17 protein-coding genes are annotated in these 20,510 nt (G+C 75.1%); 11 read left to right on the top strand and 6 right to left on the bottom strand.

Annotated features, from left to right (window positions below; translation table 11 throughout):
- The first annotated feature begins 6 nt into the window (after positions 1-6).
- Positions 7-1,179, top strand: coding sequence for an 8-amino-7-oxononanoate synthase (locus tag ACGFX4_RS31525; RefSeq protein WP_393081603.1), 1,173 nt, complete (start codon positions 7-9; stop codon positions 1,177-1,179).
- A gap of 20 nt (positions 1,180-1,199) precedes the next feature.
- On the opposite strand, the gene ACGFX4_RS31520 is transcribed toward ACGFX4_RS31525, so the two are convergent.
- Positions 1,200-2,417: an MFS transporter gene (locus ACGFX4_RS31520; RefSeq protein WP_393081601.1), complete on the bottom strand. Its 1,218-nt coding sequence runs from the start codon at positions 2,415-2,417 to the stop codon at positions 1,200-1,202.
- A 301-nt stretch (positions 2,418-2,718) separates the two neighbouring features.
- On the opposite strand from ACGFX4_RS31520, the gene ACGFX4_RS31515 reads away from it, so the two are divergent.
- The gene (locus tag ACGFX4_RS31515) at positions 2,719-4,869 is read left to right on the top strand and encodes a M4 family metallopeptidase (RefSeq protein WP_393081599.1); all 2,151 of its coding nucleotides are present in this window, start codon (positions 2,719-2,721) and stop codon (positions 4,867-4,869) included.
- Between the two features lie 92 nt (positions 4,870-4,961).
- Positions 4,962-7,736 carry an ATP-binding protein gene (locus ACGFX4_RS31510; protein ID WP_393081596.1) on the top strand — a complete coding sequence of 925 codons (2,775 nt, stop codon included), beginning with the start codon at positions 4,962-4,964 and terminating at the stop codon, positions 7,734-7,736.
- 32 nt (positions 7,737-7,768) lie between these two features.
- On the opposite strand, the gene ACGFX4_RS31505 is transcribed toward ACGFX4_RS31510, so the two are convergent.
- Positions 7,769-8,410 (bottom strand): GNAT family N-acetyltransferase, encoded by a 642-nt coding sequence (locus ACGFX4_RS31505; protein ID WP_393081594.1) that lies wholly within the window; start codon positions 8,408-8,410, stop codon positions 7,769-7,771.
- An 8-nt stretch (positions 8,411-8,418) separates the two neighbouring features.
- Positions 8,419-9,297, bottom strand: coding sequence for a LysR family transcriptional regulator (locus tag ACGFX4_RS31500; protein WP_393081592.1), 879 nt, complete (start codon positions 9,295-9,297; stop codon positions 8,419-8,421).
- Between the two features lie 84 nt (positions 9,298-9,381).
- Between ACGFX4_RS31500 and ACGFX4_RS31495 the strand changes: the two genes are divergently transcribed.
- From ACGFX4_RS31495 to ACGFX4_RS31460, 8 genes are all read left to right on the top strand, one after another.
- Entirely contained in the window at positions 9,382-10,086 is a 705-nt protein-coding gene (locus ACGFX4_RS31495; RefSeq protein WP_393081589.1) for a succinate dehydrogenase cytochrome b subunit, read from the top strand.
- A complete protein-coding gene (locus ACGFX4_RS31490; RefSeq protein WP_393081586.1) occupies positions 10,083-12,032 on the top strand; it encodes a fumarate reductase/succinate dehydrogenase flavoprotein subunit in 1,950 nt (649 codons plus the stop codon). The genes ACGFX4_RS31495 and ACGFX4_RS31490 overlap by 4 nt, the downstream gene beginning before the upstream one ends.
- Positions 12,029-12,769, top strand: coding sequence for a succinate dehydrogenase/fumarate reductase iron-sulfur subunit (locus tag ACGFX4_RS31485; RefSeq protein WP_393081584.1), 741 nt, complete (start codon positions 12,029-12,031; stop codon positions 12,767-12,769). The genes ACGFX4_RS31490 and ACGFX4_RS31485 overlap by 4 nt, the downstream gene beginning before the upstream one ends.
- Before the next feature lie 42 nt (positions 12,770-12,811).
- Entirely contained in the window at positions 12,812-13,810 is a 999-nt protein-coding gene (locus ACGFX4_RS31480; RefSeq protein ID WP_393081581.1) for a Gfo/Idh/MocA family protein, read from the top strand.
- Positions 13,811-13,947: 137 nt separating this feature from the next.
- Positions 13,948-14,640, top strand: coding sequence for a hypothetical protein (locus ACGFX4_RS31475; RefSeq protein WP_393081579.1), 693 nt, complete (start codon positions 13,948-13,950; stop codon positions 14,638-14,640).
- A 102-nt stretch (positions 14,641-14,742) separates the two neighbouring features.
- The gene (locus ACGFX4_RS31470) at positions 14,743-16,065 is read left to right on the top strand and encodes a hypothetical protein (RefSeq protein ID WP_393081576.1); all 1,323 of its coding nucleotides are present in this window, start codon (positions 14,743-14,745) and stop codon (positions 16,063-16,065) included.
- Between the two features lie 120 nt (positions 16,066-16,185).
- Positions 16,186-17,397: an AAA family ATPase gene (locus ACGFX4_RS31465; protein WP_393081575.1), complete on the top strand. Its 1,212-nt coding sequence runs from the start codon at positions 16,186-16,188 to the stop codon at positions 17,395-17,397.
- Positions 17,394-18,662, top strand: coding sequence for a VWA-like domain-containing protein (locus ACGFX4_RS31460; protein ID WP_393081572.1), 1,269 nt, complete (start codon positions 17,394-17,396; stop codon positions 18,660-18,662). The genes ACGFX4_RS31465 and ACGFX4_RS31460 overlap by 4 nt, the downstream gene beginning before the upstream one ends.
- A gap of 17 nt (positions 18,663-18,679) precedes the next feature.
- Here ACGFX4_RS31460 and ACGFX4_RS31455 read toward each other — a convergent pair whose 3' ends face one another.
- The 3 genes from ACGFX4_RS31455 to ligD are packed head-to-tail and all read right to left on the bottom strand — an operon-like array spanning position 18,680 to position 20,492.
- Complete coding sequence (locus ACGFX4_RS31455; RefSeq protein ID WP_393081569.1) at positions 18,680-18,937, bottom strand: DUF2087 domain-containing protein; 258 nt, start codon at positions 18,935-18,937, stop codon at positions 18,680-18,682.
- Positions 18,938-18,990: 53 nt separating this feature from the next.
- A complete protein-coding gene (locus ACGFX4_RS31450; RefSeq protein WP_393081566.1) occupies positions 18,991-19,494 on the bottom strand; it encodes a pyridoxamine 5'-phosphate oxidase family protein in 504 nt (167 codons plus the stop codon).
- A 2-nt stretch (positions 19,495-19,496) separates the two neighbouring features.
- Entirely contained in the window at positions 19,497-20,492 is a 996-nt protein-coding gene (gene ligD, locus ACGFX4_RS31445; protein ID WP_393081563.1) for a non-homologous end-joining DNA ligase, read from the bottom strand.
- Positions 20,493-20,510 lie beyond the last annotated feature (18 nt).

Genomic DNA, 20,510 nt, shown 5'->3' with positions numbered 1-20,510 from the left:
CCGAACATGGTCCACTCCGCCCCGCAGCAGTCCGCCCTCGCCCCCGCCGCCGTCTTCGACTGGCTCGACGAGGCGGCCGACCTCCGGGCCGCCGCCGGACTCACCCGGACCCTGCGCAGCCGGCCCGCCGACGACCCGGTCCTCGACCTGGCGAGCAACGACTACCTCGGCCTGGTGCACCACCCCGCCGTCACCGGCGCCGCCGCCGAGGCCGCGCTGCGCTGGGGCGGCGGCTCCACCGGCTCCCGCCTGGTCACCGGCACCACCGCCCTGCACACCGAGCTCGAGGACGAGCTCGCCGCGTTCTGCGGCTTCGAGGCCGCCCTGGTCTTCTCCTCCGGCTACGCCGCCAACCTCGCCGCGCTCACCGCGCTCACCGACCCGGACACCGTGATCGTCTCCGACGCGTACAACCACGCCTCGCTGATCGACGGCTGCCGGCTCTCCCGCAGCGACGTCCGCCGCGCCCCGCACAGCGACCCGGCGGCCGTCCGGGAGATCCTCGCGGAGCGCACCCACCGGCGGGCCCTGGTGGTCAGCGACTCGGTGTTCTCGGTGGACGGCAACGCCGCGCCGCTGCGCGAACACTCGGCCGCGGCACGCGAGTTCGGCGCCGCGCTGCTGGTCGACGACGCGCACGGGCTCGGCGTGCTCGGCCCCGGCGGCAGCGGCGCCCTCGCCGCCGCCGGCCTCGCCGGCGAACCCGACACCGTCGCCACCGTGACCCTCTCCAAGTCCCTCGGCTCGCAGGGCGGGGCCGTCCTCGGGCCGCGCCGGGTGATCCGGCACCTGACCGAGACCGCGCGCACCTTCATCTTCGACACCGGGCTCGCCCCCGCGGCGGTCGGCGCCGCCCTCGGCGCGCTGCGCCTGCTGCGCGCCGAACCCGAGCGCGCCGAGCGCGCCCGGTACGTCGCCCGCACCCTTGCCGACCGGCTGCGCGCCGAGGGCCTGCACGCCTCCGAGCCGGATGCCGCCGTGGTCTCGGTCCGCGCCCCGGGCCCGGAGGCCGCCGTCCGGTGGGCCGCCGACTGCCGCACCGCCGGCCTCGCCGTCGGCTGCTTCCGCCCCCCGTCCGTCCCGGACGGCATCTCCCGCCTGCGGCTCACGGCGCGCGGGGACCTGACGGACACCCAGATCGCCGAGGCGGTCCGGGTGATCGCCGCTACCGCTCCGTAGCCGGGTCGTCGGCGGGCCGGTCAGGAGGCGGCGGCCGGGACGCTGTCGTTGGCCGGTGCCGCGGTCGCGGCCGCGGGCGTGGTGCCGGTGTCCGGGCGCGGGCGCAGTGCTCCGGCTCCGAGGACCATGGCGGCGGTGAGCGCGGTGACGAGGGCGAACGCGACCCGCAGGGAGCTGGTCTGGGCGATCGCGCCGACCAGGGCGGGGGCGATCAGGCTGGAGGTCTGGATCACCGAGGCGACACCCGCGATGGCCCGGCTGGGGCTGCCCTCCGTCCGTCCGGCGGCCGCGAAGGCGAGCGGTGCCACCACCGCGATGCCGACACCGATCAGCGCGAAGCCGGGAATGGCCACGTACGACCGGTCGGTGGAGACGACCAGGAGTCCGCCGACGGTGGCGGCCGCGCCGCCCGCCCGGACCGTACGGACGGCGCCCAGCCGGCCCACGGCGGCGTCGCCCAGCAGCCGGGCGGCGGTCATGGTTGCCGCGAAGGCCGTGTAGCAGGAGGCGGCGACGGCGGCCGAGGCGCCGGTGGTGTCCCTGAGGTAGACACCGCTCCAGTCGACCGCGGCACCCTCCGCGAAGGCGGCGCAGAGGCCGACCGCTCCGATCAGCAGCGCGGAGCGGGGCGGCAGCGCGAAGCGGGGCGGCGCGCCCTCGTCGGGCGAGGGTCGGACGTCGAGCAGGTGCCGGGTGGCCGTCAGTGCCAGGGCCGCCAGGGCCAGGACCACGGCGGCGGAGTGCAGCCGGGCGTCCATTTCCAGGTGGGCGGCGGCGACGCCGATGCCGGAGGCGAGCAGGCCGCCCAGACTCCACATCCCGTGCAGGCCGGACATCACCGGGCGGCCGAGCCGCAGTTCGACCTCCACGCCCTGGGCGTTGGCGACGACGGCGGCCATGCCCGAGGCGGCGCCGAGGCCGAGGAGGGCGACGAACAGCGCGGGGAGGTTCGGGGCGGCGGTGGGCAGCGGCAGGGCGAGGCAGAGCAGCAGCAACAGGCCGCGCAGCGCGGCCCGGCCGCCGTGGCGGTGCACGATGCGGGCGGCCAGCGGCATCGCGAGGAAGGAGCCGACGGCCGGTGCGACGAGGGCGGTGCCCAGTTCGCCGCTGCTGAGGCCGAGGTGTTCGTGGATCCACGGGATGCGGGTGATGAAGGTGCCCATGGCGGCGCCGTGCACGCCGAAGGCGATGGCGGTGGCGGTTCTGGCCCGCCGGGCCGCCCGGATGTCCGCAGTCAAGGTGGCTGGTTCTCCTGGTCGAGGTGGTCTCGGTGGGCGACAACGTAGCGGTTAATTATCAGGAAGGGAACCTGATAATTAATGAAGGCAGGTTGAGGTATCCCCTGGAGCCGGACGGCGCCTCCCCTTCCGCACCCCCCGCGACTCCCTTGCGGAACCCTTGCGCCCGCCGTGAGGCGTACCGCATGGACATGCCGCCGTCCTAGCGTCCTCCCCGCCGAGCTGTCACCGGCCCCGCCGTTCTCCCCCATGGACGACGGGTGTCCGTCCCCCTCAACCCCGGCTCGGCGGGAGGAATGTGATGACCCGCAAGACCGCCCTGGCGGCGGCCGTGGCCGCTGCCCTGACCCTGGGCACGGCGACTGTCGCGCTCAGCCAGTCCGCCGCTCTGGCCAGTCCCACCTCGGCCCGGGCGATCCCCGGTTTCCAGGCCCTGTCCGCGGACGCCCGTGCGCAGGCGCTCTCCGCCGGCGACCGGGAGGCGTCGGCGACGGCCCGCGCGCTCGGCCTCGGCGGCGACGAGAAGCTGGTGGTGAAGGACGTCCTGGTGGACGCCGACGGCTCCCGCCACGTCCGGTACGACCGCACCTTCCGGGGCCTGCCGGTGATCGGCGGCGACCTGGTGGTGCACCGCGCCGCGGACGGCCGGATCACCGGCTCGGACCAGGCGCACAAGGGGGCGATCGTGCTCGCCTCCACCACGCCGAAGCAGGCGGCGAAGGACGCCTCCTCGGCGGCCGTCCGGCACGCCCGGCACGTGAAGAACGCCAAGGCGGACACCGCCGAGGGCCAGCTGGTGGTGTACGCGGTCGGCAAGGTGCCGGTGCTGGCCTACCGGACCACCGTGAGCGGCGCCGGCGAGGCCGGCGCGGACACCCGGGAGGCCGTGATCACCGACGCCGCGCAGGGCACGCTGCTGGACAGCTACGAGCTGCACCAGGACGTCTCCGGCACCGGCAACGGCATCCACGACGGCCAGGTGACGCTGGAGACCACGCAGTCGGGCAGCAGCTACACCCTGACGGACGCGCTGCACGGCAACACCGCGATCTACGACTCCAACAACAGCCCGCAGTCCAACCCGCGGCAGAACGCCCGGCTGTTCACCAAGACCAGCAACTCCTGGGGCAACGGCAGCAACTCCAACCGCGAGTCGGCGGGTGTGGACGCGGCGTTCGGCCTGGCGAAGACCTGGGACTACTACAAGAACACCTTCAACCGCAGCGGCATCCGCAACGACGGCCGCGGCGCGCCCGCGTACGTGCACGTGGACAACAACCTGCTGAACGCGTTCTACGACGACAGCTGCTTCTGCATGTCGTTCGGCGACGGCAGCTCGCAGAACTCCAACACCCCGCTGACCTCGCTCGACGTCGCGGGCCACGAGATGAGCCACGGCGTCACCGCCGCCACCGCGAACCTGAACTACTCGGGCGAGTCCGGCGGCCTGAACGAGGCGACGTCCGACATCTTCGGCACCATGGTGGAGTTCTACGCCGCCAACGCCAACGACCCGGGCGACTACTACATCGGCGAGAAGCTCAACATGTCCAGCGGCTACTTCCGCCGGATGGACAACCCCGCGGCCGACGGCAGCAGCCTCGGCTGCTGGAACTCCAGCGCCGGCTCGGTGGACGTGCACTACTCCTCCGGCATCGGCAACCACTTCTTCTACCTGGCGTCCGAGGGCACCGGGGCGAAGACCATCGGCGGCCGCTCGCACAACGGCACCACCTGCAACAACGACACCTTCGCCGGCATCGGCAAGGACAAGGCCGCCGCGGTCTGGTACCGGGCGCTCAGCGCCTACATGACCTCGACCACCAACTACTCCGGCGCCCGCACGGCGACCCTGCAGGCGGCCGCCGACCTGTACGGCACCAACTCGCAGGAGCGGTACCTGATCTCCAAGGCGTGGGCGGCGGTCAGCGTCGGCACCGCGCTGCCGGACCCGGGCAACGGCAACCCGTCCCCGAGCCCCAGCCCGACCTCCAGCCCGACCACTCCGCCCGGCGGCAACGCCCTCGTCAACGGCGGCTTCGAGCAGGGCACCACCGGCTGGACCCAGAGCGCCGAGGACATCACCAACTCGACCCAGCAGGCCGCCCACGGCGGCTCCTGGTACGCGTGGATGATGGGCTACGGCAGCGCGAACACCGAGTCGGTGTCGCAGGCGAACGTCGCGGTGCCCGCCACCGGGACCCCGAAGCTCACCTTCTGGCTGAAGGTCACCACCGCGGAGAGCGGCGCGACCGTGTACGACACGCTCAAGGTGAAGGTCAACGGCGCCACCCTGGCGACGTACTCCAACGCCAACGCCAGTGCCTCGTACGTGCAGCGCACCGTCGACCTGAGCGCCTACAAGGGCCAGAACGTGTCGGTGGAGTTCGCCGGGCAGGAGGACGCGTACCTCGCCACCACCTTCCTGGTGGACGACGTCACGCTGGGCTGAGCCCCGCTCCCCGGGAGTGCTCGGTGGTCTGAACCACTTGGTACCGCCGAGTACTCTCGCGCCCGGGCGCCGGAGGCGGCACACTAACCGCCATGACCAGCGCCCCCCAGGGCCCCGGCCGCGTCGCCCCACCGGGCGGCGGGCCGGTCCGCGCCCAACTCGTCGACCGGAACGACCTGCTGAACCGGATCCGGTCGGCCCTCGACGGTCAGGGCAGCGTGCTGCTGCACGGCCCGGCGGGCATCGGCAAGACGGCGCTGCTCGACACGCTGGGGAGCGAAGCCGGATCCGCAGGGGAGGCGGTCCTGCGCAGCAGCCCGACCGCCGCCGAGGCCGGACTGCCGCACCTGGCCCTGATCGACCTCCTCGGCGAGGCCCTCCCCGGCCTCGCCGAGGAGCTTCCCGCCCACCTGCGGCACGCCCTGGAACGGGCCCTGCTGCACAGCGCACCCGAACCCGGCACCGCCACCGACCCGTTGGCGGTCCGGGTCGCCGTGCTGGAGGCACTGCGCCGGCTCGCCGACCGCGGCCCGGTGCTCGTCCTGCTGGACGACACCCAGTGGCTCGACGAGGCCAGCCGCCAGGTGATCGCCTTCGCCGCCCGCCGGCTCGCCGGCCGCCCGATCCGCTTCGCCGTCACCGAACGCACCGAACGCGCCGACAGCGAACCGCGGATGACCGAACTCTGCCCCGGCCCGGTCACCGAGATACCCGTCGGCCCGCTCGGCGAACTCGCCGTCGGCGCCCTGCTGCAGGAGCGCCTGGGCCTGCGCCTGTCCGGCCTGACACTGACCCGGATCCACGCCGCCAGCGCCGGAAACCCCTACTTCGCCCTGGAGTTGGGGCGTGCGCTCGGCACCCCCGGCGCCGAGGCCGCACTCGCCACCGACCCCGGACGGCCGCTCAGCGTCCCGCAGCGGCTGCGCGAACTGATGGCCGAACGCCTCACCGCGCTGCCCGCCGACGCCCGGCAGGCCCTCACCGTGCTCGCCGCCGCCCGCACCGGCACCGGACTGCCCGCCGACACCGCCGCCCCGCTCGCCGTCGCCGTCGAGCACGGCGTCCTGGTCCACGGGCCCGGCGGCGCCCTCCAGTTCAGCCACCCGCTGCTCGCCGAACTGGTCGCCGCCGACACTCCGGAACCCGCCCGCCGCGCCGCCCACCGGTTGCTCGCCGACCGCACCGCCGACCCCGTCGAACGCGCCCGCCACCGCGCCCTCGCCGCCGCCGAACCCGACCCGGCGCTCGCCGCCGAACTCGACGCGGCCGCCGCCACCGCCCTCACCCGCGGCGCCCCCGCCACCGCCGCCGAACTCCTGCGCCTCGCCGCCGACCTCACCCCCGACGACCCCGACGCCGCCACCCGCCGACTGCTCGCCGCCGCCCGCAACGCCGCCACCGCGGGCCTGCCCGACCTCGCCCGCGCCTGCGGCGAACGCCTCGCCGACGCCCCCGCCGCCGACGTCCGGGTGCACGCCGCCCTGCTGCTCGCCCGGCTGCTGGGCCCCGACCACCCCGAGGCCGACCCGCTGCTCGCCACCGCCGCCGACGACGCGCACGGCGCCCCCGCGCTGAGCGCCGCCGTCCACCAGGAGCGGGCCGTCCGCGCCCTGCACCGCGCCGACCACACCGCGGGCTTCGTCGAACTCGCCGCCGCCGAACACGACGCCGACGCCGCCGGCGACACCGACCTGCTGGTCGAACTCCTCGCCGTCCGCGCCCCGATCGAACTCGTCACCGACCCCGCCCACGGCCTCGCCCTGCTCGAACGCGGCCGGCGGCTCTCCGAGGGCCGCCCGCTCACCGCCGCCGGCGTCTTCGTCCGCCAGGGCCTCGCCGTCGCCCACCTGCGCACCGGCGCCGTCGACCGCGCCCTCGCCGAGGTCGAGGCCCTGCGCACCGAGGTCGAACGGGCCGGCCGCACCGAGGACCTGTGCAACGTCCACTACATCGCCGCCTCGGTGTACGAGCGGGCCGGCCGCTGCGCCGAGTCCTACGCCGCCGGGCGGGCCGCGTACGAGCTGCGCGAACGCATCGAACCCAACCCCGGACCGGCCCGCGTCCTCGGCGGCGCCGCCGAACTCGCCGGCGGCAGCGCCGAACGCGCCGCCGACCTGCTCGACTCCGCGATCCGCGCCGCCGAGAGCGACCGCGACCGCGAATGGCTCGCCTACGCGCACGGCCTGCGCGGCCGGGTCGACCTGCTCACCGGCACCCCCGAGGCCGCCGCCGGGCACTTCCTGGAGGCGAGACGGCTGCTGCGCCGGCTCCAGTTCACCGACCCCTCGCTCTTCCTGCTCGACGCCGACCTGGCCGAGGCCCTCGCCCTCGCCGGGCGGCCCGGCGAGGCCGGCGACGCCCTCGCCGACGCCTCCGTCCGGGTCGACCGGCTCGGCCGGGAGGTCGTCCGGCTCGGCCTGCACCGCGCCGAGGCCGTCCTCGCCGCCGCCACCGGCGACCCGCGCGCCGCCGCCGACACCCTCCGCGAGCGGATCCCCGCCGAGCACCCCTACCCGCTCGAACTGGCCCGCGCCCACCTCGTGCTCGGCCAGCTGGAGCGCCGCGCCCGCCGCCGCGCCGCCGCCCGGACCGCCCTGTGCGAGGCCGCCGCCCGCTACGCCCGGGCGGGCTGCACCCCGTGGCTGCGCCACACCGAGGCCGCCCTCGCCGACCTCGACCCCGCCGCCACCGACCCCACGCCGCTCCAGACCCACCTGATCAAGCTCGTCCGCGAGGGCGCCACCAACCGCGAGATCGCCGCCGCCCTCCACCTCTCGGTCAAGGCCGTCGAGGCCAACCTGACCCGCCTCTACCGCCGCCACAACGTCCGCACCCGCGCCGAACTCGCCCAACTCGGCGACTACTGACCCCTGCCGGGCCCCCGCGGGGCGCGTCCCGGTCAGACGAGGCTGTGCCGGACGAGCAGGACCTCGGCGCCGATCGGGCGGTAGCCCGCGGAGCGGAAGGCGCGGACGCTGCGGGCGTTGCCCGGGGCCTGCTGGGCCCAGACGACGTCGCCGGTCGGGACGAGGTGGCGGGCGGCCAGGGCGAGGGCGCGGCCGAGGCCGGCGTGGCGGGCGTCGGGCTCGACCTCGATCGCGGCCTCCCAGCGGCCGGCGACGCCGCGGCCGAGGGCGAGCACCCCGCCGTCGGCGGTCCAGGCGCGGACCTCGTCGCGGTACTTGAGCGCCCGGACGACCCGGGGGTGTTCCCGGTCGGTGATCTCGGCGAGCGGCAGCTCGGGGTCGCCGGGCAGCCGGTCGGCGACGGTGAGCATGTCGATGTTGCCGAGGTTGCGTCCGGTGCGTTCGGCGAGCGCGATCTGGACGTACGGGGAGAGCGGCGCGGCGAACGGGTCGATCGGCGCCTCGGCGATGATCCGCCGGATCCAGGCGGGGTCCTCGTCGCAGAAGACCACGGCGTGCGCGGTCAGCGAGAGGATCCCGGCCTCCCGGTCGGAGGGTTGCGGGACGACGGTCACCGAGCCGTCGGGCGTGGGGAAGCGGCCGGCCGCCGCCTCGGACAAGATCTTTTCGAACATGTTCAATATCATACGTCCGCGAGATGGGAGAGCAGGACCGTTCGGAACTCCGCGGCGGCCCGGCTGAGCGGCACCTCCCGCCCGTGCGCCACCGCGACGGTGCGGCCCAGCCCGGCGCCCGCGAAGGACGCCACCGAGAGGCCGGAGCGGGCGGCGACCATCCCCGGCAGGACGGCCGGGCCGATCCCGGCCCGCACCGAGGCGAGCACCGCGTCCATCTCCCCGCCCTCGACCGCGTACCGCGGCTCGAACCCGGCCGCCCGGCACGCGGCGAGCGTCGCCTCGCGCAGGTCGTAGCCCTCGCGGAACATCACCAGCGGCCGCTCGCGCAGGTCCTCGATCCGGGCCCGGCGCCGGGGCAGCGGCTCGGCCGAGACCAGCACCAGCTCCTCGTGCAGCACCGGGGTGACCTGCAGCCCGGCCGGGGCGTCCGCGTCCCGCGGGGTGATCACCAGGGCGAGGTCCAGCTCGCCGGCCTCCAGGCTGCGCACCAGGTCCCGGGAGCCGTCCTCGCGGAGCACCAGGTCCACCTCGGGGTGGCGGGCGCGGAAGGCGCGCAGCACGTCCGGCACCAGGCTGACGCACAGGCTGGGCGTCGCCCCGAACCGCACCCGGCCGCGCCGCAGCTGCACGGTCTCCTGCACGGCGAGCCGGGCCGACTCGGTGTCGGCGATGATCCGGCGGGCCAGCGGCAGCAGTGCCTCGCCGGCGTCGGTGAGCTCGGCGCCGGCCCGCGCGCGGTGGAACAGCTCGGCGCCGAGCTCCCGTTCGAGCTGCCGGATCTGCTGGGAGAGCGAGGGCTGCGAGACGTGGGTCAGTTCGGCGGCGCGGGTGAAGTGCCGGGCGTCGGCGACGGCCAGGAAGTACCGGAGCTGTTGGAGCTGCACACCTCCCACCATAGACGCTGCCTATCGAAAGCCCCGGATCCATGTCTTGGACGTGCCCCGGCCCCGCTGCCTAGCGTTGCGGCCATGGCACTCCCGACCCGGACGGCCCCGCACCCGTCCACCCTGGTGACCCTCTGGCGCTCCTCCGTCGGCAAGAAGGCGGTCATGGCGGTCAGCGGGCTGCTGATGCTGCTGTACCTGGTCGCCCACATGCTGGGCAACCTCAAGGTCTTCTTCGGCCCGGGGGACATCGACGGCTACGCGCACTGGCTGCGCACCCTGGGCGAGCCCGTCCTGCACTACGGCTGGTTCCTCTGGCTGGCCCGGTTCGTCCTGCTGGCCGCGGTGGTCGCCCATGGCACCGCCGCGTACCAGCTCAGCAGGCGCGACCGGCGGGCCCGCCCGCAGCAGTACGCGCACCGGCGGCAGCGGGCGAGCTACGCGACCCGGACGATGCGCTGGGGCGGCGTGATCCTCGGCCTGTTCATCGTCTGGCACATCCTCGACCTGACCACGCTGACCGTGAACCCGGCCGCCGAGGAGGGCCACCCGTACCGGAACATCGTGGCGTCCTTCTCCACCTGGTACGGCGGCGGGATCTACATCGTCGCGATGCTGGCGCTGGGCCTGCACATCCGGCACGGCTTCTGGAGTGCGGCGCAGACCCTGGGTGCCAACAACCCGCGCCGCGACCGGGCGTTGAAGGCCGTCGCCAACGCCACCGCCCTGCTGCTGACCGCCGGGTTCCTGTCCGTCCCCGTTGCCGTGATGACCGGAGTGGTCCGATGACCTCCCACGACGAGTACCTCGACTACACCGTCGGCGCGCCGATCGCCGACACCGCCGCGCCCGCCGGGCCGATCGAACAGCGCTGGGACACCCGGCGGTTCGAGGCCAAGCTGGTCAACCCGGCCAACCGCCGCCGGCACACGGTGATCGTGGTCGGCACCGGCCTGGCCGGCGGCGCGGCCGGCGCCACCCTCGCCGAACAGGGCTACCGCGTCGTCCAGTTCTGCTTCCAGGACTCCCCGAGGCGCGCTCACTCGATCGCCGCCCAGGGCGGCATCAACGCGGCCAAGAACTACCGCAACGACGGCGACTCGGTCCGCCGGCTGTTCTACGACACCGTGAAGGGCGGCGACTTCCGCGCCCGCGAGTCCAACGTGCACCGCCTCGCCCAGGTGTCGGTGGAGATCATCGACCAGTGCGTCGCCCAGGGCGTGCCGTTCGCCCGCGAGTACGGCGGGCTGCTCGACACCCGCTCCTTCGGCGGCGTCCAGGTCTCCCGCACCTTCTACGCCCGCGGCCAGACCGGCCAGCAGCTGCTGCTCGGCGCGTACCAGGCGCTCTCCCGGCAGATCGCCGCCGGGAACGTCGAGATGCACGCCCGCACCGAGATGCTCGACCTCCTCGTGGTGGACGGCCGGGCCCGCGGCATCCTGGCCCGCGACCTGGTCACCGGCGAGCTCACCACCCACCTCGCGGACGCGGTGGTGCTGGCCACCGGCGGCTACGGCAACGTCTTCCACCTGTCCACCAACGCCAAGAACTCCAACGCCACCGCCGTCTGGCGGGCGCACCGGCGCGGCGCGTACTTCGCCAACCCGTGCTTCACCCAGATCCACCCGACCTGCATCCCGCGCTCCGGCGACCACCAGTCCAAGCTCACCCTGATGAGCGAGTCGCTGCGCAACGACGGTCGGATCTGGGTGCCCAGGGCGAAGGGCGACACCCGCCCGCCGGGCGCGATCCCCGAGGACGAGCGCGACTACTACCTGGAGCGGATCTACCCGGCCTTCGGCAACCTGGTGCCCCGCGACATCGCCTCCCGCGCCGCCAAGAACGTCTGCGACGAGGGCCGCGGCATCGGCCCCGGCGGGCAGGGCGTGTACCTGGACTTCGCCGACGCCATCGCCCGGATGGGCCGGCCCGCGGTGGAGGCCAAGTACGGCAACCTCTTCGAGATGTACCAGCGGATCACCGCCGAGGACCCGTACAGCGTGCCGATGCGGATCTACCCGGCGATCCACTACACCATGGGCGGCCTGTGGGTGGACTACGACCTGCAGACCACGGTCCCGGGCCTGTTCGCGATCGGCGAGGCCAACTTCTCCGACCACGGCGCCAACCGGCTCGGCGCCAGCGCCCTGATGCAGGGCCTGGCCGACGGCTACTTCGTGCTGCCGCCCACCCTCAACCACTACCTGGGCGCCACCCGGCTCGACCCCGTCCCCGCCGACCACCCGGAGATCGCCGAGGTCACCGCGGACGCCGCCGACCGGCTGAACCTGATCCTCGCCGTGGACGGCGACCGCACCCCCGACTCCTTCCACCGCGAGCTCGGCGACCTGCTCTGGGACGAGTGCGGGATGGCCCGCGACGACGCCGGCCTGCGCCGGGCGCTCGCCGCGATCCCGGAGCTGCGCGCCGAGTTCTGGCGCCGGATCAAGGTGCCCGGCACCGGCGAGGAGCTCAACCAGGCGCTGGAGAAGGCCAACCGGCTGGTCGACTACTTCGACCTGGCCGAGCTGATGTGCCTGGACGCGCTGCACCGCACCGAGTCCTGCGGCGGCCACTTCCGCACCGAGTCCGCCACCCCGGACGGCGAAGCCGCCCGCCGGGACGGCGAGTTCTCCTACGTCGCCGCCTGGGAGCACACCGGCGGCGCACCCGTCCTGCATCGCGAAGAGCTGGTCTTCGAACACGTCCACCCCACCCAGCGGAGCTACGCATGAACCTCACCCTGCGGATCTGGCGCCAGGCGGGCCCCGACGCCCCCGGCGCGATGACCGAGTACCGGGTCAGCGGGATCAGCCCGGACATGTCCTTCCTGGAGATGCTCGACACCCTCAACGAGGAGCTGATCCTGCGCGGCGAGCAGCCCGTCGCCTTCGACCACGACTGCCGCGAGGGCATCTGCGGCGCCTGCGGCATGGTCATCAACGGCCGCGCCCACGGCCCCGAGCGCACCACCACCTGCCAGCTGCACATGCGGCACTTCGAGGACGGCGACACCATCGACGTCGAGCCCTGGCGGGCCGGCGCCTTCCCGGTGGTCAAGGACCTGGTGGTGGACCGCACCGCGCTGGACCGGATCATCGGCTCCGGCGGGTACATCACCGCGCCCACCGGCTCCGCCCCCGAGGCGCACGCCACGCCGGTCCCCAAGGACACCGCCGAGCTGGCCTTCGAGCACGCCGAGTGCATCGGCTGCGGCGCCTGCGTGGCCGCCTGCCCGAACGGCTCGGCGATGCTCTTCACCGCCGCCAAGGTGGTCCACCTCAACGTGCTGCCGCAGGGCGCGCCGGAACGCGGCAGCCGGGTGCGGTCCATGGTGGAGACCATGGACGCCGAGGGCTTCGGCGGCTGCACCAACACCGGCGAGTGCGCCACCGCCTGCCCCAAGGGCATCCCGCTGACCGGCATCTCACGCCTCAACCAGGAGTACCTGCGCAGCCTGCGCCGCCCTTAGGCTCGGCGGGAACCGCTTCCGCACCGACCGAAGGACCCCGCCGTGCAGCCGATCACCGACCGTCCGGTCCGCTGGGGCATCCTCGCCACCGGCGGGATCGCCGCCGCCTTCACCGAGGACCTCGCCGCCGTCCCCGACGCCCAGGTGGTCGCCGTCGCCTCCCGCTCCGAGGCGTCCGCCCGCGCCTTCGCCGACCGCCACGGCATACCCCGGGCGTACGGCAGCCGCGAGCAGCTCGCCGCCGACCCCGAGGTCGACGTGGTGTACGTGGCGACCCCGCACAGCGACCACCACGCCTCGACCGCGCTGATGCTGGACGCGGGGAAGGCGGTGCTCTGCGAGAAGCCGTTCACGCTGAACGCCGGGCAGGCCGCCGAGCTGGTCTCGCTCGCCCGCAAGCGCGAGGTCCTCCTGATGGAGGCGATGTGGACCTACCTCGACCCGGCGGTCCGCCGGATCACCGAGCTGGTCGCCGACGGCGCGATCGGCGAGGTCCGGTCCGTCCAGGCCGAGTTCGGCTTCCCCGGCCCGGCCGACCCCGGCCACCGGCTGTGGGACCCGGCGGTCGGCGGCGGAGCCCTGCTCGACCTCGGCGTCTACCCGGTGGCCTTCGCCCAGCTCCTGCTCGGCGAACCGGAGTCCGTCCAGGCCTGGGCCCGCCTCACCGACCGCGGCGTGGACGCCAACACCGCCGTCGTGCTCGGCCACCCGGGCGGCGCCACCGCGCTGCTCTCCTGCTCGCTCGACGCCCACTGCGGCCAGCGCGCCTCCGTCCAGGGCACCGAGGGCCGGATCGAACTCGACCGCGACTTCTTCCACCCCGCCGGCTTCACCCTGCACCGCGCCGACCGCGACCCCGAGCCCTATCTCGCCCCCGCCCGCACCGGCCACGGCTACGGCCTGGAGGCCGCCGAGGTGATCCGCTGCCTGCGCGCCGGCGAGACCGAGTCCCCGCTCGTCCCGCTCGACACCACCCTCGCCGTGATGCGCACCCTGGACGCCGTCCGCGACCGGATCGGAGTCCGCTACCCCGGCGAGTGATCCTCGGGGCGCGCGGGCGGCCCCGTGCGCCCACCCACGGCCGGTCCGGGCCCGAAATCGCCTCCCAGCAGGTGCAAACGCGCTGGTCCGCGGGCATAACTGCGCTGCGGTACCCCCGCGTCCGGGAGGGAGACGGCATGAGCAACGGCGACAACGGCGTCCGGTCCTGGTCGGCCGACCAGGACCGGCGGACGGTGATGCGACTGCGCCTCGGCGTCGGCGTGATCGGGCTGCTGCTCCCGGTCGCCCTGCCGCTCGGCAACTGGATCTTCGTGCAGCTGGGCCACCCCACCGACATCATGCCCGCCAGCATGAGCGGCTCGTACTACACCAGCACCCGGAACCTCTTCGTCGGCAGCCTGTGCGCGCTCGGCGTGTTCCTGATCGGCTACCGCTACAACCGGCGTGACGACGTGTGGACCAGCATCGCCGGATGGTTCGCGATCGGCGTCGCGCTGTTCCCCACCATGCCGAGGGCGGCCACCGCCTTCCAGGAGGTGGTCGGTGTGCTGCACCTGGTGTTCGCCGGCGTGCTGCTCTGCGCGCTGGCGGTCTTCTGCCTGGTCTCGTTCCGCGATCCGGTGCCCTCGAAGGCCAACCGCTTCTACCTGGCCGCGGGCGTCCTGATCCCGGTCTTCCTGGCCGTCGCGACCGTCTCCGGTCTGACCGGCTGGGGCAGCCACTGGCCGGTCACGCCCCTCTACCTCTGCGAGGCCCTCTCGGTCTGGGCGTTCGGTGCCGCCTGGGTCGTCGCGGCGTTGCGGCTCGGCGCCTTCTCCCGCACCCGCGAGCTGCTCGGGGAGGTCGGAGCCCCGCTCTCCTTCGGCTGACGACGAATCCCGTCGACACGCCGGGCCGGCCGGGCTACGATCACCGGCGATGACTCCTTCTTCTTCCGAAATGGGGGTCCCGTCCGCGCAAGGTGAGTGCTGATGCCCACTCACACCGCGAACGGGGACACCCGTCTCTCCCGCTGGCAGCGCGTGCGCCTCTACGCCGTGCCGCCCACCATGATCGAGACCGCCACCGCACGCCGCCGCGCCGGCGACTGGGCCGGGGCGTGCGCCGCCGCCCACGTCGACGTCGACCTCGACCTGCGGTCCGTGGCCCGAACCCACGGCGAGGCCCTGAAGGCCCGGCTCCGCGCCGACCTCCGCCGGCTCGCCCCCGACCTGCTGCGCTGGCACCTGCCGCGGATCGCCCCGCGCGGCCTGCTCAGGCCCGGCCTGACCGTCCCGCTGGCCCGCTACGGGCCCGCGGACCACGGCGGCCCGGGCCCACTGCACCTGGTCGTCCGCACCGACCCCGGCTGGGCGGACGCCGGCCAGCGGATCAGCCTCGCCCTCTGGGACGGCTCCCGCACCCAGGCCGTCGAACGCCGCCACCCGCACCCCCGACCGAGCCGGCGCTACCGGCTCGACCTGCACCGGCACCTGTGGGACGCCGACCGCAGCGGGGAGTTGCGGACCAGGTCCGAGGCCGAGGGCCGGCCCGGCGCGACCGGGCCGGCACTCGCCGTGCCGGACGGCTGCGCCGTCGGCCGGTGGGCGGCCGAGGCGGCGATCCTGCTGCACGCCGAAGGCCGACCGCCCGGACCGGTCGCCGTCCGGCTCGGCGCCGGACGCCGCCTGCTGCTGGACACCGACACCGCCGGCCGGCCGGTGCTGCAGGCCTCTGACGGCGACACCGGCAGCCTGCCGGTCCTCCCCGACGCGGCGACCTGGCTGCCGCCCGACCTGGAGCTGCTGCGGGCCGGGCTGATCGAGCCGGACCGGCTGCACCCGCTGGTCGCCGCCGCGCTGACGCCCGGTCATGTCCCGGCGGCCTCCGGCCCGCCGACCGACCCGGTCGGCGGGGCGCGGCTGGTCGACTGCCGGGGCGCCCGGCACCGGATCGACCTGGTCGACGGCGTCCTGGCGGCCCTCGACCACGACCCGGCCGAGCTGCGCCGCGAGGAGCTGCTGGCCGCGCTGACCGGCACCCCGCTGCCCTGCCTGCAGGCGATCGACGCGGTCCACCGGCACCCGGAGGACCTCGACGACGTCCGCGCCCGCCTCGAACACGGCGACCCCGAAGGCGCGTTGGCCGTCGTCGAACGGCTGCTCGGCCCCGGCGCCGCGCTGCGCGACGGCCCGCTGCGCGACGAGCTGGCCGCCGCCGTCGAACGGCGGGTCACCCACGGCCTCTACCGGGCCGGCCTGGTCAAGACCCCACCCTCGCCCGACCGCACCCCCCGCCGCCCGCGCGCCCTCTAGGCCTTCCCCGCTCTCCCCTCGGGCCGTCACCCCACCCCCGCACTGCCTGCTGCCCCGATGCGGCACCGGCAGCGCGGCGGTGGTGCGCGGCCCGCCCCGACTCCCGACAGGTGATCAGACATGCCCACGCACACCCAGCTCGACCTCGCCGCCGACCTGCTCGCCCTGCTCCGCGAGACCACCACCGAACCGCGCGCCGACGAGCAGTTGGAGGCGCTCACCCTCGCGGTCGCCGCCGACCTGCCCGTCCTGCTGTGGGGTGAACCCGGTATCGGCAAGACCGCGGCGCTGAACCAGCTCGCCGCCTCCCTCGACCTGCCGCTGACCACGGTCATCGCCAGCGTCCACGAACCCTCCGACTTCTCCGGCCTGCCGGTCGTCGGCGACGACCCGGCGGTGCAGGGCGTCCCGCTGGCCCCGCCGGACTGGGCGGTGCGCCTGGTGCGCGAGGGCCGCGGACTGCTCTTCCTGGACGAGCTCTCCACCGCGCCGCCCGCGGTGCAGGCGGCCCTGCTCCGGCTGGTGCTGGAACGCCGGATCGGCGCGCTGCGGCTGCCGCCGGGCGTGCGGATCGTCGCCGCCGCCAACCCCCGCGCCTCGGCCGCCGACGGCTGGGAGCTCAGCCCGCCGCTGGCCAACCGCTTCGTCCACCTGCGCTGGGTCCACGACCACGAGGTGGTGGTCCGCGGCCTCGGCGGCACCTGGCCGCGCGCCGCCCTGCCCCGGCTGGACGCCGAACGGCTGCCGCACGCCGTGGAGTTCGCCCGTCGCGCGGTCTGCGCGCTGCTCACCGCGCGCCCCGACCTGGTCCACCGGCTGCCGAACGACGAGGCCCGCCGCGGCGGCCCGTGGCCCTCGCCGCGCAGCTGGGAGATGACCCTGCACCTGGTCGCCTTCGCGACCGCCGCCGGCTCCTCCCGCGACGTGCTCTCGCTGCTCGTCCGCGGCACCGTCGGCGACGGCCCCGGGCTCGAACTGCTGGCCGCCCTGGACCGGATGGACCTGCCCGACCCCGAGACGCTGCTCGCCGATCCGGCCGCCGCGGTCCTGCCCGAGCGCGGCGACCTGCGCCAGGCCGTCCTCGACGGCGTGGTGGCGGCCGTCCGCAACCGTCCCGACCGGGCCCGCTGGGACGCCGCGTGGGCTGTGCTGGTCCGGGCCCTGGACACCGGCGCGCCCGATCTCGTGGTGGTACCCGCGACCGGCCTCGCGGCGCTGCGCCGGGAGGAGTGGGACGTCCCGGAGGCGATCGAGCGGCTGGCCGGCGCGGTCGACCTCTCCCGCCGGGCCGACCGGGCGGCCGCCCGGGTCACCGCGAAGGCCGGCCGATGAGCACTCCCGCCACCCCGGCCACCGCAGCCACTTGCGCGCCCGCGGCCCTCGACCTCGACAAGCTGCTCGCCGCCCGGCTGTACGCGGCCCGGGCCCGCCCCTACCTGGCGACGGCGCTGTTCGCCCTGCACGTGGTGGAGTCGCGGCGGGTGCCGACGATGGCCGTCGACCGGTACTGGCGCTGCTACGCCTCGCCGGGCTTCGTCGCGGCCACGCCGATCGAGGAGCTGGCGGGAGCGTGGGTGCACGAGGTCTCCCACCTGCTGCGCGACCACCACGGGCGCGGCGACCGGATCGCCCGCGAACTCGGCCTGCACGGCGCGGCGAACCGGCTGCGGATGAACATCGCCGCGGACTGCGAGATCAACGACGACGTCTACGGCGACGGCCTGGTCCGGCCCACCGGCGTCTTCGAACCGGCCCACCTGGAGCTTCCCACCGGCTGGCTGATGGAGGAGTACCTGCGCAAACTCCGGATCGTCCCCATCACCCTGGACGCGGCCTGGCTGGACTGCGGCAGCGGCGCGGACGGCCTGGACCGGCCCTGGGACCTCGGGCCGGACGGCGCGCACGGCCTCAGCGAGCAGGAACGCGACGCCGTCCGCTTCCGGGTCGCCGAGGGCATCACCGGCCGTCCCGGCGAGGCCCCGCAGGGCTGGCGGCGCTGGGCCGAGCAGGCGTTCCACCCGCCCCAGCCGTGGCGCGACCTGCTCGGCGCGGCCGTCCGCTCGGCGGCCGCCGCGGCCGGCACCGGCGAGGACTACAGCTACGGCCGCCCGGCCCGTCGCTCCACCGCGCTGCCCGGCACCGTCCTGCCGAGCCTGCGCCGCAGGCCGCCCCGGGTCTGCGTGGTCATCGACACCTCCGGCTCGGTCAGCGACGCCGAGCTCGGCAGCGCGCTGCTGGAGGTCACCGCGATCTCCCGCGCGGTGGGCGGCCGGCGCGACCTGGTCTCCGTGCTGGCCTGCGACGCCGCCGCGGGCGCCGTCCACCCGCTCTGCCGGGCCGAGGGCATCCCGCTGATCGGCGGCGGGGGCACCGACCTGCGGGCCGGGTTCGCGCGGGCGCTGCGCAGCCGGCCCCGGCCGGACGTGGTCGTCGTCCTGACGGACGGCCAGACCGCCTGGCCCGACAGCCGGCCGCCCTGCCGGACGGTGATCGGCCTGTTCGACCGCCCGAGACCGGGCCGCTCCTCCGACGAGGACGACCCCGACTACGTCCCGGACTCGCCACCGGACTGGGCCCGGGTGGTCACCATCGGCTGACCGCTGGCGGGAGCGGCTCAGGCCGCCCGGCGGTACTCCGCGCCGTCGGGGCTGCGGAGCAGCAGGCCGGCGACGACCAGGTAGCGGCGCAGGGCCGCGCAGTCGTCGTGGACGGTGCGCAGCGCCTCGTTGACCTCGGGCTCGGTGTAGGTGCGGCCGGGCTCCAGGAGGGTCTCGGCGAGGTGGTCCAGGAGTTGTCGGCGGCGGGCCGGGCGGCGGGGGATCGCGGTCAGGCGTCCGTTGGAGAAGAGCGAGGTCACATCGGGTTCCGGCATGCGGGGAAGGCTGCCAGCGCCGACCGGCCCGCACAAGCGGATATTCGGGCCGGTCAGCGGAAGCGCCAGCGGGTCGGGGAGCCGGTGAAGTCCCGCTGGACCAGGCCGATCGCCTGCACCGGGTCGACCCGGACCGTGGCGTTGACGCCCGGGTCGAGGAAGTCGATCCGGTACGCCGTGCGGTACTTGGCGTTGAGGGTGTCCAGGAACAGGCCGATGTCGGCGAGGCCGGTGACGATCTCCGCGTGGCCCTCGACGACGACCGGGTCGAGGGCGTTGTCGGTGGCGACGGCGCACATCGGCTGCTCGGCGAGGTTGCGGGCCTTGCGCGAGCGCAGCCCGCTGCTGAACCACAGCGCGTCGTCCAGCCAGACGCCCCAGACCGGCATCAGGTGCGGCCGCCCGTCGGGCCGGGTGGTGGCCACCCAGTACTCGTGCGAGTCGGTCAGCTGCCGCCGCGCCCAGGACCAGGACAGCAGCCCGCTGCCCTCGGCGGCCGGCCGGATCCCGTACCCGGGCATGTACGGCCGGCCCGCCATCGGTTCGGCGCCGCCCACGGTCAGTGCTTCTTCGCGCGGCTGGGCTGCACCCGGGCCGGCTCGCCGGGCATCTTCGGATGGTCCGGCGGGTACGGCAGGTCGCCCGCGTCCTGGTGCGCGTACAGCTCCAGGGCGGCCTCCAGCGAGAACGCGTGCTGCTCCATGTCGGCGTGCACGTCGCCGAGTTCGGCGAAGCGCTCGGGCACGGTGCGCAGCGTGAAGTCGGTGGGGGAGACCTCGTCGAGCTCCTCCCAGCGCAGCGGGGTGGAGGCGGTGGCCTGCGGCCGGGGGCGCAGCGAGTACGGCGAGGCGATGGTGCGGTCGCGGGCCATCTGGTTGTAGTCGACGAAGATGGCCTCGCCCCGCTCCTCCTTCCACCACTTGGTGGTGACCTCGCCGGGCATCCGGTGCTCCAGTTCGCGGCCGAGGGCGATGACGGCGTGCCGGCAGTCGGTGAAGGTCCAGCGCGGCTCGACGGGCACGTACACGTGCAGTCCGCGCCCGCCGGACGTCTTCGGCCAGCCGCGCAGCCCGTACGCGTCGAGGACCTCGCGCAGCCCGTGCGCGGCCCGGACGGCGTCGTGGAAGTCGGTGCCGGGCTGCGGGTCGAGGTCGATCCGCAGCTCGTCGGGGTGCTCGGTGTCGTCCCGGCGGACCGGCCACGGGTGGAAGGTGACGCACCCGAGGTTGGCCGCCCACAGCACGGCGGCCGGTTCGGTGGGGCAGATCTCGTCGGCGGTGCGGCCGCTGGGGAAGGCGATCCGCGCGGTCGGCAGCCACTCGGGCAGGCCCTTGGGCGCGCGCTTCTGGTAGAAGAACTCGCCCTCCACCCCGTCCGGGAAGCGCTGCAGGGTGGTCGGGCGGTTCCGCAGCCCGCGCAGCACGCCGGGTGCGACCGCCAGGTAGTACTCGGCGACGTCCCGCTTGGTGAACCCGGGCTCCGGGAAGTACACCTTGTCGGGGTTGGACAGCCGCACCGCCCGGCCGTCCACCTCCAGCTCCACAGCTCCAGCCATGGCCCCCACGCTAAGCAC

The organism is Kitasatospora sp. NPDC048365, from assembly GCF_043200835.1.
Taxonomy (GTDB): domain Bacteria; phylum Actinomycetota; class Actinomycetes; order Streptomycetales; family Streptomycetaceae; genus Kitasatospora; species Kitasatospora terrestris.
This window is presented reverse-complemented; position numbering and strand designations above follow the sequence as displayed.